The organism is Nocardia sp. XZ_19_369, from assembly GCF_015355715.1.
Lineage (GTDB): Bacteria > Actinomycetota > Actinomycetes > Mycobacteriales > Mycobacteriaceae > Nocardia.
This window is the reverse complement of the sequence record NZ_JACVED010000010.1, coordinates 339,197-353,235: the sequence shown is the minus strand read 5'-3', so window position 1 is coordinate 353,235 and position 14,039 is coordinate 339,197. Positions and strand designations below refer to the sequence as shown.

Genomic DNA, 14,039 nt, shown 5'->3' with positions numbered 1-14,039 from the left:
TTCTCCATCTGCGGGGCCTACCAAGACTTACGCCGCCGAACCGCCCGGGAGCGGTCGCTTAGCGCAACGTTGACCGCCCGCGACCCGATCTTGACGGATCGCTGACGCGCCCGAACGCGCGGCGCGCGAAACGCCGCGCGGTCCGGGGGACATTCAGCAGCCGACGTCGCGGCACATCAGGTCGGCGATGGTTTCCCGGCGCACCAGCTCCCGGCACTGCCCGTGCCGCACCGCGACGATCGGCGGCCGGCCCACGCTGTTGTAGGACGAGGCCAGACTGTGGTGGTACGCGCCGGTGGACGGCACCGCGAGCACCTCGCCGGGCCGCAGATCGACCGGCAGCTGGACGTCGGTCGCCAGGATGTCGCCCGCCTCGCAGAAGCGACCGGCCACCGTGGCGGTCATGCTCGCGCAGGTCGGGTGCCGGTTCGCGACGACAACGCTGTAGCGCGCGCCGTACAACGCGACGCGCGGGTTGTCGCTCATCCCGCCGTCGACGGTCACATAGGTGTGTCCACCCTCGATGTGCTTGACCGAGAGCACCCGGTACAGCGTCACGCCCGCGTGCGCGACGATGGCCCGGCCGGGCTCCAGCGAGATGTGCGGGCGCGGGAAGTGCTGCCGTGCGCAGGCCGCGTCCAACGCGTCCTCGATGATCGCGGCGAGTTCGCCGAGGTTCATCTCGGGGTCACCGGTGCGGTAGGCGACGGCGTGCCCGCCGCCGAGGTCGAGCTCGGTCAGCAGGTGTCCGTGGTCCTGCCGGACCCGGGCCATCTCGGCGACCACCCGGCGCACGGCCTCGCCGTAGTAGTCCGGGTCGCAGATCTGCGAGCCGAGGTGGCAGTGGAAGCCGACCAGGTTCAGTTTCGGCTGCCGAAGGATCCGCGCTACCGCCTCCGCGGCCGTGTCGCCGCCGAGCGGGAAGCCGAACTTCTGATCGGTGACGCCGGTCTTCACCGCGGGATGTCCGTGCACGTCGATGCCGGGGGACAGGCGCAGCAGCACATTCTGCGAGTCGGTGACCAACGCCGAGAGCAGCGTGATCTCGGCCAGCGAGTCGACCACGATCCGGCCGACCCCGGCCTTGATCGCGGCGGTCAGTTCGTCGAACGATTTTCCGTTGCCGTGCATGATGATTCGGCGCGGGGCCACCCCGGCGGCCAAGGCGATGGCCAGCTCGCCGGACGAGCACACGTCCACCGACAGCCCTTCCTGGGAAACCCAGTTGGCGACCGCGCGGATCATCAAGGCCTTACCCGCGTAGATGATCTCGGCCTCCGGGAAGGCCTTGCGGTAGGCGCGGCAGCGCTCCCTGACCTCGCGCTCGTCGAGGACGTAGGTCGGAGTGCCGTACTGGTCGGCGATGTCGGCCAGCGCCACCCCGCCGATGGTGATGCGACCCGCGTCGTCGTAATGCGTGTCGCGCGGCCATACGGCCGAGTCGAGACGAGAGGGCATTCCCGACTTCAGCGACGGGAAGATTTCCAGCAGCGTCACGGTGTCTCCTGTGTGCGTCCCCGCTATTCCGTATGCGGGGCCGCTGTCAGGACTACGCCGATTCCGCTGGGGCAAACGTCCAGCTTACGGCTGCTTGACGACCGAGAGCCCGATCTTGACGGATCCCTGACCTCGGCCGTGAGGTGCGTCTCGCTAGCCGCCGAGCTTCTTGTAGAAGGCACCCGCGATCGGCGCGGTGACTGCGCGCGGACCGTACTGCCCCGCCACGCTCATCCCCTTGCTGATCAGCCCGGGCACCACGCGCATCTTGTTGCGGGCCAGCGCGTCGATGGACACCTTCGCCGTGTACTCCGAGGACACCCACATGAAGTCGGGCACCAGCCGGTCGACGATCGACGCGTCGGCGGGGTCGGGCGCATCGGTGCGTACCGGGCCCGGTGCGAGCAGCGTGACATGGACGCCGGAACCCTTGAGTTCGCCGCGCAACGACTCGGAGAACGTGTTGGCGAACGCCTTGCTCGCGGCGTAGGTGGCGTTATTGGGAATCGGCATGTTCCCCGCCGCCGACCCGCTGATCAGGATCCCGCCACTGCCGCGTTCGATCATGCCGGGCAGCACGGCCAGCGTGAGATCGTGCACCGCAACAGCATTCAGCTCCATCTGCGCGCGCTCGTAACTCGGATCGAGCTCGGCAACGGCCCCGAACGTCGCGATGCCCGCGTTGTTGCACAGGATCGAGATATTGCGCGCCGAGAGCTCCTCGACCAGCGCCGCGCGCTGCGTCCGATCGGCGAGGTCCACCGCGCGCACCTCGGCGGTGATCCCGTGCGCCAACGTCAGCCGCTGCGCCAGCTCGGTCAGCACCTCGCCGCGCCGCGCAACCACAATCAACGAATACCCGCGCGCGGCGAGTTCGGCGGCCAGCGCCATGCCGATGCCGGAGGAGGCGCCGGTAACCACCGCGCGATTCTCAGAAGTAGGGGAGGGCAAGCTCACGCCAGGAGCCTATGCGATCCACCCCTTCTCCTGGCGACCACCATCACCTGTCCTACGGACCGGCGCCGAGGGCCCATTCGGCTAGTAGCGTTCGGCGCCTTGTCCGTGCGGTGCCCATGTTTACGCGGAGGATCAGGCCGTCGCGGAGTCGAACCAGTTCACCGGCTGCCGATCGATTGAGCGAGGAACGGCCAGGAGGTCCGCAGGTCATCCTCCCAATAGCCCCACGAATGCGTGCCGACCGGCCGATCGTCGAAGGTCACCGGAATATTCAACGCACGCAGCCGGTTCGCCAGATTCACCGTGCAGAAGTGGATGGCCGCTTCGATCGGGCCGCCGAATGCGATCTGTACCGGCAGCGGAATCCGGCCCTCCTGTACCCGCCGATCGAATGGAGTGTCGTGTGGGGCCGCCGCAATGCCGCTGCCCGAACTCAAATAGACAGCGGTTCCGCGCAACCGTTCCGCGTTGATCAGCGGGTCGTTTGCCCGCCACAGGGGTCCGTTGCGCGGGCCCCACATATTTTCGACACTCTGCCCGCCGCCCCAGTTCTCTACTGTGAGCCGGACGAATTCCTGGCCGATGGGGTCCGAGGTCTGTGCGCAGCCACTGTAGGACGCCACGCTGTTCCAGAAACCGGGCTTGGCGATCGCCAGGTTCAGTACCGAGGTGCCACTCATCGACACTCCCACCAGCGTGCGATCTTCGTTGGCCCCCAGGAACTCTTCGATGACCGGCGGCAGCTCCTCATTGAGAAACGTCTGCCACTTGTTGTAGCCGAGGACGGCGTCCTCGCGTACCCAGTCGGTGTAGTAGGAGTTGGCACCACCGAATGGGGTCACGACGTTGACATCCTTGCCGCGCAAGAAACTCACGGCATCGGTCTGGACGTCCCACCCACTCTGATTCGGGCCGCCCCCTGAGCCGTTGAGCAAATACATCGTCGGCCGTGGCGTCGCCCTGTCCGCGGCGCGGATGACCTGCACGGGGATCGGCCTGTTCATCGCGGCCGAAAAGACCATGACGTGCTGCTGCCGGTCGTTCACGTCCTCGACCGAAACGACGCTGGGTGCCGCAGTCGCGGTGCCCACCGTGCCGACGAGGCCAGCAGCGGCCAGCGCACCGGCTAGCGCCCAGTGCAGCGTTCTCGTCCGTGTCAATCGCCGTGTTCTCAATTCGCAGACCCTCTCGCTTGCATGCTGTCGGCTACTTTCGCCAATGGCGCACCAGGACACCGCGGTAGCGGACGCGTCCTGGACGGCATTGCAAGTGATTCGCGTTGCCAGCGTCGGCGGTTTGGTCCAGTCGCTGATTGTTTTGCTGTCGGCTCTGGATCAGCGCGGTGCCGCCTTGTCCGAGCCGAGCTACCTCGGGTGCCGGCGGAATTGGGGCGACGTGACAGTGCGGCACCACGTGTCGCAGCGTGGTGCACGACGAGGTCGCGACAACCGCGCGACAACCGACCGCCATCAGGTCCTGGTCGGCCCGGCGAACTGGCAGGGTCAGCGGGGTTCGTTGTCGGAGGGGGATGCGGCGATCTCCATTGGGTCCGGGGAGCGCACGGGGAGCAGGGCGATCAGGCCGATGGCTAGGACGAGGACGATGCCGATGATGCCTGCTCTGTCGGAGTGGAAGAGCCAGACGAAGAGGCCGAACAAGGTGGGGGCCAAGAAGGAGACGGCGCGGCCGGTGGTGGTGTAGAGGCCGAAGAACTGACCTTCGCGGCCGGGCGGTGCCAGCCGGGCGAGGAAGGACCGGGCGGCCGACTGGGCCGGGCCGACGAAGACGGTGAGCAGCAGGCCGAAGATCCAGAACATCAGCGGGCCGGAGACGACGAGCAGGGCGAGACCGCAGATGATCATCGAGACCAGCGAGACGACGATGACGAGCTTCGGTCCGCCGCGGTCGTCGAAGCGGCCCGCGACGATCGCGCCCAGCGCCGCAACCACATTGGCGGCGATGCCGAACAGCAGCACGTCGGAGTCCGCGATGTCGTACACCCGAACCGCAAGCACCGCACCGAAGGTGAACACACCCACGAGGCCGTCGCGGAATATCGCGCTGGCGATCAGGAACGTGGCGGTGCGCCGATCGGTCACCCACAGTTCGCGCAGGTCGCGCGCCAGAATCCGGTACGACGCGAAGAATCCCGCGTTGGCCGCGCCGGGATCGGCGTCGGTGCGCGGCAATTCGGGCACGGTGAACAGCACCGGCAGCGCGAACGCGGCGAACCAGACCGCCGCCACGATGGCGACCAGCCGGATGTTGAGCCCGTCATCGGTCGGTATACCGAGCAGCCCGCGCGTGTCACCCTCGCCGGCGATGAAACCGAAGTAGCAGATCAGCAGCAGGAAGATGCCGCCGAAATAGCCCATCGCCCAACCGAATCCGGACACCCGGCCGACCGTCGCGGGCGTCGACACCTGACGCAGCATCGCGTTGTACGGCACGCTGGCCAGTTCGAAGAACGCGGAGCCCAGCCCGAGCAGTACCAGCCCGAGCCACAGGTAGTGGTGGTCGTCGTGCACGAAGAACATCAGCGTCATCGACGCGATGCAGAGCGCCGTCAGAACAGCAAGGGAGCGTTTACGTTTCGCGGTCGCGTCGAAACGCTGCCCGCTGACCGGCGCGGTCACCGCCACCACCAGCCCGGCCAGTCCCAGCGCCCACCCCAGCCACGCACTTGGCGAAATCCCGCCCGGAAGATCATCACCGACCTTGTCGGTCAGGTACACGGAGAACACGAACGTGAGAATCACCGCGTTGAACGCCGACGACCCCCAGTCCCACAGCCCCCATGCGGCCACCTGCCCGCGCCCGGCGGCCTGCCCAACAGTCGCCCGCGCGTCCACCTCACTCATGCCTGCACCTCGCTGGCGCTCGGCTCCGGCATGCGCGACGCGCGCTCCGACACGATTCGCTCGCCCATGCGGCGCAGCCTAATGCGATTCGACCCGCACAACGGGGTCAACGCCCGACACGAATCCCAGGATATGCACTCAGTTGCATAGTACTGGGTGTCACGGTTACTCTGACCACATGGCCCTCGAGCACGCATTGCTGGTATCGCTGACCGAGCGGGCCGGCTCGGGGTATGAGCTGGCGCGCCGCTTCGACAAGTCCATCGGGTACTTCTGGAGCGCGACGCACCAGCAGATCTATCGGGTGCTCAAGCGCATGGAGGAATCCGGCTGGCTGAGCAGTGAGTCGGTGGCCCAGGACGGCCGACCGGACAAGAAGGTCTACGCGGTGAGTGCGGCGGGCCGCGCCGAACTGGCCCGCTGGATCGCCGAACCTTCCGACACCGGCACCCCGCGCAACGAGCTCGCGGTCAAGATCCGCGCCGCCGCCTACGGCGATATCGGCGCGCTGCGCACCGAGGTCGCGCGGCACCGCGACGAGCACGCCCAACGCCTCGACGTCTATCGCCTCATCGAGAAACGCGACTTTCCGGCACCGGATCAGCTCTCCGGTACGGCTCTGCACCAGTACCTCGTCTTACGCGCGGGCGTCCGCGTGGAGTCGGGGTTCATCGAATGGTGCGACGAAGTTCTGCACGCCCTGCACCCGCCCGCGACAGCCCCGCGCGGCGATTGACCGGAGAAAGGTGAGACAGGCATGAGTGCCTTCCCCCATTTGTTCGAGCCGCTCGACCTCGGCTTCACCACCCTGCGCAATCGCGTGGTGATGGGGTCGATGCACACCGGCCTGGAGGACCGCGCCTGGGACACCAACAAGCTGGCGGCCTACTTCGCCGAGCGGGCCCGCGGCGGTGTCGGCCTGATCATCACCGGCGGTTACGCACCCAACCGCACCGGCTGGCTGCTGCCGTTCGGCAACAAGCTGACCAACAAGACCGAGGCGTACCGGCACCGGGTGATCACCAAGGCGGTGCACAAGGAGGGCGGCAAGATCGCCATCCAGATCCTGCACGCAGGCCGCTACTCCTACCTGCCCGGCAGCGTCTCCGCCTCGTCGATCAAGGCGCCGATCAACCCGTTCCGGCCGCGCAAGCTCTCCGCCAAGGGCGTCGAGCAGACCATCGACGACTTCGCGCGCTGTGCGAAACTGGCCCAGTTCGCCGGGTACGACGGCTGCGAAATCATGGGCGGTGAAGGCTATTTCATCAACCAGTTCCTCGCGCCGCGCACCAACAAGCGCACCGACAAGTGGGGCGGCTCGCCGGAGAACCGGCGCCGCCTCGCGGTGGAGATCGTGCGCCGCACCCGCGCCGCGGTCGGGCCGAACTTCATCATCGTGTTCCGGCTCTCCATGGCCGAGCTGGTCGAGAAGGGGCAGACGTTCGACGAGATCGTCGCGCTGGCAAAGGAACTCGAAGCCGCGGGCGCGGACATCCTGAACACCGACATCGGCTGGCACGAGGCGCGTGTTCCGACCATCGTGACCTCGGTGCCGCGTGCGGCTTTCGTCGAGTTCACCGCGAAAATCACCAAGCAGGTGAACATTCCGGTGTGTGCGTCCAACCGGATCAACATGCCGGAGATCGCCGAGGAGATCCTGACTCGCGGTGACGCGCAGCTGGTTTCGCTGGCGCGCCCGTTCCTCACCGATCCCGAGTGGGTCAACAAGGCCAAGCAGGACCGGGTTGACGAGATCAATACCTGCATCGCCTGCAACCAGGCCTGCCTGGACCACGCTTTCCAGCACAAGACGGTGTCCTGCCTGCTGAACCCGCGCGCCGGGCACGAGACCGAGCTGAAGCTGCTGCCTACCCGGCGCACCAAGCGGGTCGCCGTGGTCGGTGCGGGCCCGGCCGGGCTGTCCGCGGCGGTGAGCCTCGCCCAACGCGGCCACCACGTCGATCTGTTCGAGGCCGACGACAAGATCGGCGGCCAGTTCGACATCGCCCGCCGCATTCCGGGCAAGGAAGAGTTCAACGAGTCGATCCGGTATTACCGCCGGATGCTCGAAGTCACCGGCGTGACAGTGCATTTGAACAAGCGGGTAACCGCCGCCGAACTCATCGAGGCCCGTTATGACGAGGTGGTGCTCGCCACCGGCGTGAAGCCGCGCATCCCGAACATCCCCGGCATCGACCATCCGATGGTGCTGTCCTACGCCGAACTGGTCCGCGAGGAGCGTCCGGTCGGCAAGCGCGTCGCGGTCATCGGTGCCGGCGGCATCGGCTACGACGTGAGCGAATTCCTCACCGTCGAGGGACATCCCACGCTCAAGCTCGACGAGTGGAAGGAAGAGTGGGGCGTCACCGCCGACGACGAGCAGGTTCGCGGTCAGCTCACCAAGCCGAAGCCTTCTCCGGCCGCCCGCGAAGTCGTTCTGCTGCAACGCAAGACGACGCCGTTCGGCAAGGACCTCGGCAAGACCACCGGCTGGGTGCACCGCGCCGCGCTCAAAGCCAAAGGGGTCGACCACATCGGCGGCGTCAACTACGAACGCATCGACGACAACGGCCTGCACATCAGCTTCGGCGAGAAACGCCAACGCCCCCAACTGATCCCGGTCGACAACGTGATCATCTGCGCGGGCCAGGAATCGGTCCGTGATCTGGAGGACGAACTGCGCGCCGCAGGCATGAACCTCTACCTCATCGGCGGCGCCGAACTGGCCGCCGAGCTGGACGCCAAGCGCGCCATCGATCAGGGCACCCGCCTCGCCGCTCGACTCTGAGTGATCACCCGGTGTCGCCGGTGGGCGACACCGGGTGACCTCGTCTGATTTCCGCCAGCGTCGCGGCAGAATCTTCGCAACGCTGGCCAGGTGACTCAGGACAGCAAAACCATCGTCCACAACGCCTGGAAAGCCTTCGCCACACACGATTTCGACCAAATATCCGCGTTCTTCACCGAGGACGCGGAGTGGCTCGCACCCCCGCAGAACGCCACCGCGGTCTTCATGCAAGGCCCCAGCCACATCATCGGCCGCGACGCCATCGCCGACTTCCTCGCCTACGGCTTCGCCAAGATGTTCGCCAAGGACGTCACCCTCACCTTCCACGGCTTCTACGCCGAAGGCGACCGCGTCATCGTGGAGGAAACCATGACCGCCACCCTCGCCAACGGCAACGCCTACGAAAACGACTACTGCTTCATCTTCGAACTCCACGAAGGCCGCATCCACCGCGTCCGCGAATACATGGACACCGCCCGCGCCAAGACCATGGTCTTCGGCTAGCCACGGACTATGGCGTTGTGCGTGGAACTACCGCTCCTTCGGCGGCCACCACGCGCCGATCCCGAGCGAGATCAACCGCATCTGCTGCACGGTGCGATCGATGATGGCGTCCCGTTCCCGCGGCAGCGCTGAGATGTAGGCGACGATGCCGTCGGTGACCGTCGAGACCAGGAGGTCGGCGGCGATCTCCAGATCCGCGTGACTCCAGGAATCCAGCGCCGGGATGCGGGAGAGGTCCGCGACGAGTTCGCGGACGATCAGTTGCAGTTCCAGCGCAATGGATTTGCGCAGTGCCGCGGAACCGCCGTGGCGTTCGCGGGTGAGGAAGCCGAACAGTTCGCGTTTCGGCTCCACCTGAGCGAACACGAACCGCACCGTGTCGGACAGGCTCGCATCCGGTTTGCGCCGTACTTCGCGCAGCGCGAGGCGCAACGCGGTGATGCCGTCGTCCACCAGCTGCGCGCCGAGGTCGTCCAGCGACGCGAAGTGCCGGTAGAAAGCGGTCGGCACGATGCCTGCCGAGCGGGCGATCTCACGCAGGCTCAGCGCCGCGAAGCCACGGTCGGCAGCCAGTGCGAGGGTGCCGTCCAGTAGGGCCTGTCGCGTGCGCTCCTTGCGCTCGCCTCGGGTTTCTGCCTGCTCAGTCATCACGGTGAGCATACATCCGTTCACCATTCGTCTTATCTCCAGATGTTGTTCGCGTCACATGTTTTGCCGGTTGACACCAGACCCCGGTCATCAGTCACACTAGTTGAGTGTACAGACGTGCACTGAAATTGGAACGCAACGTCGCGGCTCCTGCAAGTCGAACAGCCCCGACATAGAGGCACGGAGTAACGAATGGTGGATCTCATCAACCTGGTGCAGACCCTGACCACGCCGCATCCGCTGGACCGGTATCTGGAACTCGTGCGCCCGACCCTCACCGCGCGGGAGATGCGCGCCGAGATCATCCGGGTCGACCGTTCGGTCCCGGGGTCGGTGACCCTGACGCTGCGCCCGACTCGGCAATGGAAAGGCCACGCCGCCGGACAGTACGTCCAGATCGGCGTGGTGATCAACGGTGTCCGCCACACGCGCTGCTATTCGCCGGTGAATCCGGCGGGCGGCCGGGGCAGGCACCTCCAGCTGACCGTCAAGGCGCACCCCGAGGGCCTGGTCTCGCAGTACCTGGCCCGCAACGCGACACCCGGCATGGTGGTCGATCTCGAGCAGGCCGCCGGTGTCTTCCGGTTGGCCGACCCGCGCCCGGAGCGGGTGCTGCTGATCAGCGGCGGTAGCGGCATCACGCCGGTGCTGTCGATGCTGCGCACCCTGGCCGACGAGGGCTACCCGGGTGAGGTCGTCTTCCTGCACTACGCGAAATCGCCCGAGGTGGTTCCGCACCGTGCGGAACTCGACGCGATCGCGAAGCGGCACTCGAACTTCCGGATCGAGCTGCGGCATCCGTGGCGGCCCGAGACCACCGGGGTCGACACCTCGGCACCGTGGGTCGACGTGGCGACGGCGAAGTCGAGCGGATACTTCGACTACGACGAATTGGAGCGGGTGGCACCGTGGTTCGCCGACGCGCACACCTACGTCTGCGGCCCCCAGTCGCTGATGGACTCGGTGCGCAAGATCTACGAGGCCGAGCAGCTCGACGACCGGCTGCACACCGAGGAATTCACCCTCTCGCTCACCCCGGTCGACGCGGACGAGGCCTTCGGCACGGTGCGCTTCTCGGCCAGCGGTGTCGCCGCGGACAACAGCGGCGCGCCTCTGCTCGAGCAGGCCGAGGCCGCCGGACTCACCCCGGAGTACGGCTGCCGGATGGGAATCTGCTTCTCCTGCACCGCGGTTCGCCGCACCGGTTGCACCCGCAACCTGCGCACCGGCGAGACCGACAGTGACCCGGACCAGCCCATCCAGCTCTGCATCAACGCCCCTGTTGGCGACGTCGACATCGACATCTGAACCCGAGCAAAGGATTAATCGAATGACAATCCTGACCGAAACCAAAGACGGCCCGCTGGTACTGAGCCCGGACCAGATCGAGGAACTCGGCAAGGCGCTCGACGAGCTGCGCGCCAAGGTCGTCGCCGACCTCGGCGACCGCGACCGCGAATACCTCTACTCGATCATCAAGGCGCAGCGCGGTTTCGAGATCGCCGGGCGCGGCCTGATGTACCTCGGCTTCCTGCCGCCGGTCTGGTTGGCCGCCGTCGCCGCGCTGAGCGTGTCGAAGATCCTGGACAACATGGAGATCGGCCACAACGTCATGCACGGCCAGTACGACTGGATGCGCGAGCCAGGCCTGAATTCCCGTGTCTTCGAATGGGATACGGTCTGCCCGGCGGACCAGTGGAAGCACTCGCACAACTACATCCACCACACCTACACCAACATTCACAACAAGGACCGCGACATCGGCTACTCCATTCTGCGGATGGACGAGAGCCAGTCGTGGAACGTGCTGCGCCTCGGCCAGCCGCTCTACGCCTTCGCGCTGATGATGCTGTTCGAGTGGGGCGTGATGGCCCACGACCTCGAGGTCGAGAACATCGTGCGCGGCAAGCGCAAGTGGTCCGACATCAAGCGGCTCGTCACGGGTCAGTTCCGCAAGGCGGGCAAGCAGGCGCTCAAGGACTACCTGATCTTCCCGGCGCTGACCGGTCCGCTGTTTCTCAGCACGCTGGCCGGCAACGTCACCGCGAACCTGGTCCGCAACGTCTGGGCGTACTCGATCATCTTCTGCGGTCACTTCCCCACCGGCGTACAGACGTTCACCGAAGAGGAGACCGCCGACGAGACCCGCGGCGAGTGGTACATCCGGCAGATGCTGGGTTCGGCCAACATCACCGGCAGCAAACTGTTCCACATCATGTCCGGCAATTTGTCGCACCAGATCGAACACCACCTGTTCCCGGACATCCCGGCGGCCCGCTATCCGGACCTCGCGCCGGAGGTTCGCGCATTGTGCGAAAAGTACGGACTCCCGTACAACACCGGCTCGTTCAGCAAGCAGATCGGCTCGGTCTGGCTGAAAATTTTCAAGCTCGCACTGCCGCCCAGCTTGGTCAAGAGCGAACCGTCTCCCGGTGTTATCGTGATGCGTCAGCGAAAGGCAACCGAAGTGGGCGTGTGAATGATCGGGAAATTCGAAAGCAACAAGGACCTCATTCAAGAATTGACGTCCTCGGGCGCCAAACATGTCGGCAATATCGCGAGCATCATCGCGGGCACCGTCGCGGAGGTCACCAAGGAGATCGGTGAGTGGGTGACCGACGCGATCGAGATGAACGAGGCCGCCGCCGCGGCTCGGCGCGATGCCGCCGAGGCGCGGGGGGCGGTGGATCTCGAGCCCGACGATCCGGCACCCGCGGCGCCGAAGCCGCCGGTCGCTACCGAGACGTCGTTCGTCGACGCCGAGGTGGTCGACCCGGGAGTCGACGAGACCCGCTGATCACCACACCGGCAGCCTGCGCCGGTGTTCGGTGACGTCGGTGACCAGATCCCGGTAGCCGTCGGTCAATTCGGCGAGCCTGCACCACTGCAGGTGGGCTTCCCCGTCCACCTGCACCGGGCGTGCCCGCTGCTGCGGTGCTCGGCGCAGAGCTCGTTGTGCCGCAACCCATTTCGCCGCCATGCGATCGATCACCGCGCCGAGCGTCTCGGTATGCAGCGAGGCGCCGCCGCGGTGCTCGACGTTGTCGGCCACCCACACGTCGATCTGCCCGACCAACTCGGCGCGCTGCCCGTCGATGTCCTCCACCCGCTGGGTGCACGCCGCGACCCGCCCCGGCGAGGCGTCGGGCGCGTGCGCCGCTTCGATTGCCTTGTGCCGCCGTTCATGACATTCGACGAGCTGCCGGGCGGCGCTGAGCACGCTGTGCCGGTGCCGGTTCGGATCGTCGGGTTCGCGGAAGGCGCGCAAGAGTTCAGCGGGTGGCGGCAGTTCTTCTGTCCCGATACGGACGCGTGCGTATTCGGTCGGCATGTGCGTACACCCCTGCGGTATCTATCCCGATCTGGATGCGCCAGGGCCGAGGGGGATTTCGGGGAGGGGCACCCCTCGGCTCCGGCGCAGTCCCGAGCTCGGACGTCACCCCCATAGTCCACCAGCACGGCAAAGAAACCGGGAAATCCGCGACGATGCGATGAGGAAGACGGCCCGAATAATCGGGACTCTTTCAGGAAAGCGCGGTTGCCGAATCGGCGCAATAGTATGGTGTACGAAACCGAAAGCCGCTTGTAAATCGTTATGGTTCGTTACGGATCGGTCACATGAGTGCACCGTCGGTATCTCCGACAAGGAGGGACGGGCGCATGGTCAGCAACCGGTTCGGCGCGGCGGCTGCGCGGTCTCGGTCGATCCGCTAGCCTCGATGTTCGTGCCCGCCTACGTGTCATCGCCCGAGCTCACATTCGGGTTCATGTTCGCGCTGGAAGACCCCGAGCGAATCGGAGAGGTCGTGCGCACGCTCATCGTTCGCAAGACCGTGTCGGTCTTCCGCCTCGCCAGGCTCTCCGACGACAACGGACCGCCCGAGCGCTACGTGGTGAACTGGGCAGCTATACCGCAGATTTCGATCACCACCGAGGCGCCGGCCACCGACGATCTGCAGGCCCAGCGCATCATGCTGGTCAACGCGTTCCTCAGCGAGGACGGCGAAGTGAGCCTGTATTCGGCGCAGGGGAGCGGTCCCGGCTAGGCGTCCCATTCCGGAACGCCGAACAGCGCCATGGTGATCTGGTACAGATGCGCACTCAGGGTGGGGAGCGCCTGGGCGCCAGGGCCTTCCAGGCAGTCGCGAATGCGATCGTCGACCGCGCCGATGAGTGCGTCGAATATTTCCGCCGGAATGTCCACCGGGATATCGCCCTCGGCGCGACCGATGCGAAAAGCCGCGTGCATGCGGTGCGCCAGTAACGTTTTCATCTGACGGCGCTGCTCGGCGACGACCGGCCCGGCCACCAGGCATTCGATATGCAGCGCGCGGGCGTAGATACCGTTCTCGGCCAGGACGTGCAGGTAGGTCTCCAGCGTGGTGCGGATGAGCGCGCGCCACTCGCTGCGCGGGGTGGCCTGCACGCTGCCGGCGAGTTCGCCGAGCACCAGCCCGACGGCCGCCTCGAACGCCTCGGCGAAGCAGTCGTCCCGGCCGCGGAACAGCTCGTAGAAGGTGCGCCGCGAGACGTTCGCGCGGGCCACGATATCGCCGACAGTCGTTGCGGCGTAACCCCGTTCGGCGACCGCCTCCAGCACCCCCAGATACATCCGCATGCGTTGCGAGTGGGCCACCGCCTCCGGCGCCATGCCGTGGGTGCCACGTGGCAGGCGGCCGCGGTCGACACCGGCTTCGAGTCCCATCCCCTGAGGATAGACACCTCGCGCCAGTGATCTGACTCATACTTGTCCATTCGATGTGGTCCCGGTTACTCTCACACCC

General features: G+C 66.4%; 14 protein-coding genes. 7 read left to right on the top strand and 7 right to left on the bottom strand.

The window, feature by feature from the left end; genetic code table 11:
- Positions 1-153: 153 nt before the first annotated feature.
- From lysA to IBX18_RS34495, 4 genes are all read right to left on the bottom strand, one after another.
- Positions 154-1,497: a diaminopimelate decarboxylase gene (gene lysA, locus IBX18_RS34510; protein ID WP_135235334.1), complete on the bottom strand. Its 1,344-nt coding sequence runs from the start codon at positions 1,495-1,497 to the stop codon at positions 154-156.
- 153 nt (positions 1,498-1,650) lie between these two features.
- Complete coding sequence (gene cmrA, locus IBX18_RS34505) at positions 1,651-2,454, bottom strand: mycolate reductase (protein WP_194837639.1); 804 nt, start codon at positions 2,452-2,454, stop codon at positions 1,651-1,653.
- Between the two features lie 158 nt (positions 2,455-2,612).
- Positions 2,613-3,614, bottom strand: a complete 1,002-nt coding sequence (locus IBX18_RS34500) for an alpha/beta hydrolase family protein (RefSeq protein ID WP_228542198.1) — start codon at positions 3,612-3,614, stop codon at positions 2,613-2,615.
- A 342-nt stretch (positions 3,615-3,956) separates the two neighbouring features.
- The gene (locus IBX18_RS34495; protein WP_194837638.1) at positions 3,957-5,315 is read right to left on the bottom strand and encodes an MFS transporter; all 1,359 of its coding nucleotides are present in this window, start codon (positions 5,313-5,315) and stop codon (positions 3,957-3,959) included.
- Positions 5,316-5,493: 178 nt separating this feature from the next.
- Between IBX18_RS34495 and IBX18_RS34490 the strand changes: the two genes are divergently transcribed.
- From IBX18_RS34490 to IBX18_RS34480, 3 genes are all read left to right on the top strand, one after another.
- Positions 5,494-6,051 carry a PadR family transcriptional regulator gene (locus IBX18_RS34490; protein WP_147128931.1) on the top strand — a complete coding sequence of 186 codons (558 nt, stop codon included), beginning with the start codon at positions 5,494-5,496 and terminating at the stop codon, positions 6,049-6,051.
- A 21-nt stretch (positions 6,052-6,072) separates the two neighbouring features.
- Positions 6,073-8,103: an NADPH-dependent 2,4-dienoyl-CoA reductase gene (locus IBX18_RS34485; RefSeq protein ID WP_194837637.1), complete on the top strand. Its 2,031-nt coding sequence runs from the start codon at positions 6,073-6,075 to the stop codon at positions 8,101-8,103.
- A 90-nt stretch (positions 8,104-8,193) separates the two neighbouring features.
- Positions 8,194-8,607, top strand: coding sequence for a nuclear transport factor 2 family protein (locus tag IBX18_RS34480; protein WP_194837636.1), 414 nt, complete (start codon positions 8,194-8,196; stop codon positions 8,605-8,607).
- A gap of 27 nt (positions 8,608-8,634) precedes the next feature.
- Here the strand turns inward: IBX18_RS34480 and IBX18_RS34475 are convergent, their stop codons facing one another.
- On the bottom strand, positions 8,635-9,255 hold the full coding sequence (locus IBX18_RS34475) for a TetR family transcriptional regulator (protein ID WP_228542197.1): 621 nt from the start codon (positions 9,253-9,255) through the stop codon (positions 8,635-8,637).
- Between the two features lie 192 nt (positions 9,256-9,447).
- On the opposite strand from IBX18_RS34475, the gene IBX18_RS34470 reads away from it, so the two are divergent.
- From IBX18_RS34470 to IBX18_RS34460, 3 genes are read left to right on the top strand one after another with little or no spacing between them, the layout of a single operon-like run.
- Positions 9,448-10,563 (top strand): ferredoxin reductase, encoded by a 1,116-nt coding sequence (locus tag IBX18_RS34470; RefSeq protein ID WP_194837634.1) that lies wholly within the window; start codon positions 9,448-9,450, stop codon positions 10,561-10,563.
- A 22-nt stretch (positions 10,564-10,585) separates the two neighbouring features.
- Positions 10,586-11,734: an acyl-CoA desaturase gene (locus tag IBX18_RS34465; protein ID WP_194837633.1), complete on the top strand. Its 1,149-nt coding sequence runs from the start codon at positions 10,586-10,588 to the stop codon at positions 11,732-11,734.
- Positions 11,735-12,052: a hypothetical protein gene (locus tag IBX18_RS34460; protein ID WP_194837632.1), complete on the top strand. Its 318-nt coding sequence runs from the start codon at positions 11,735-11,737 to the stop codon at positions 12,050-12,052.
- Here the strand turns inward: IBX18_RS34460 and IBX18_RS34455 are convergent, their stop codons facing one another.
- Positions 12,053-12,586: a DUF4254 domain-containing protein gene (locus IBX18_RS34455; RefSeq protein WP_194837631.1), complete on the bottom strand. Its 534-nt coding sequence runs from the start codon at positions 12,584-12,586 to the stop codon at positions 12,053-12,055.
- A 388-nt stretch (positions 12,587-12,974) separates the two neighbouring features.
- Between IBX18_RS34455 and IBX18_RS34450 the strand changes: the two genes are divergently transcribed.
- Complete coding sequence (locus IBX18_RS34450) at positions 12,975-13,301, top strand: hypothetical protein (protein ID WP_228542196.1); 327 nt, start codon at positions 12,975-12,977, stop codon at positions 13,299-13,301.
- Here IBX18_RS34450 and IBX18_RS34445 read toward each other — a convergent pair.
- Positions 13,298-13,960: a TetR/AcrR family transcriptional regulator gene (locus IBX18_RS34445; RefSeq protein ID WP_107654698.1), complete on the bottom strand. Its 663-nt coding sequence runs from the start codon at positions 13,958-13,960 to the stop codon at positions 13,298-13,300. The two genes, IBX18_RS34450 and IBX18_RS34445, sit on opposite strands and share 4 nt — an antisense overlap.
- Positions 13,961-14,039: the final 79 nt, after the last annotated feature.

What these genes read in the sequence shown, in the direction of transcription:
- IBX18_RS34495 (WP_194837638.1), bottom strand. Translation starts at nt 5,315, where the DNA reads ATGAGTGAGGTGGACGCGCGGGCGACTGTTGGGCAGGCCGCCGGGCGC.
- IBX18_RS34490 (WP_147128931.1), top strand. Translation starts at nt 5,494, where the DNA reads ATGGCCCTCGAGCACGCATTGCTGGTATCGCTGACCGAGCGGGCCGGC.
- IBX18_RS34485 (WP_194837637.1), top strand. Translation starts at nt 6,073, where the DNA reads ATGAGTGCCTTCCCCCATTTGTTCGAGCCGCTCGACCTCGGCTTCACC.
- IBX18_RS34475 (WP_228542197.1), bottom strand. Translation starts at nt 9,255, where the DNA reads ATGACTGAGCAGGCAGAAACCCGAGGCGAGCGCAAGGAGCGCACGCGA.
- IBX18_RS34470 (WP_194837634.1), top strand. Translation starts at nt 9,448, where the DNA reads ATGGTGGATCTCATCAACCTGGTGCAGACCCTGACCACGCCGCATCCG.
- IBX18_RS34465 (WP_194837633.1), top strand. Translation starts at nt 10,586, where the DNA reads ATGACAATCCTGACCGAAACCAAAGACGGCCCGCTGGTACTGAGCCCG.
- IBX18_RS34460 (WP_194837632.1), top strand. Translation starts at nt 11,735, where the DNA reads ATGATCGGGAAATTCGAAAGCAACAAGGACCTCATTCAAGAATTGACG.
- IBX18_RS34455 (WP_194837631.1), bottom strand. Translation starts at nt 12,586, where the DNA reads ATGCCGACCGAATACGCACGCGTCCGTATCGGGACAGAAGAACTGCCG.
- IBX18_RS34450 (WP_228542196.1), top strand. Translation starts at nt 12,975, where the DNA reads ATGTTCGTGCCCGCCTACGTGTCATCGCCCGAGCTCACATTCGGGTTC.
- IBX18_RS34445 (WP_107654698.1), bottom strand. Translation starts at nt 13,960, where the DNA reads ATGGGACTCGAAGCCGGTGTCGACCGCGGCCGCCTGCCACGTGGCACC.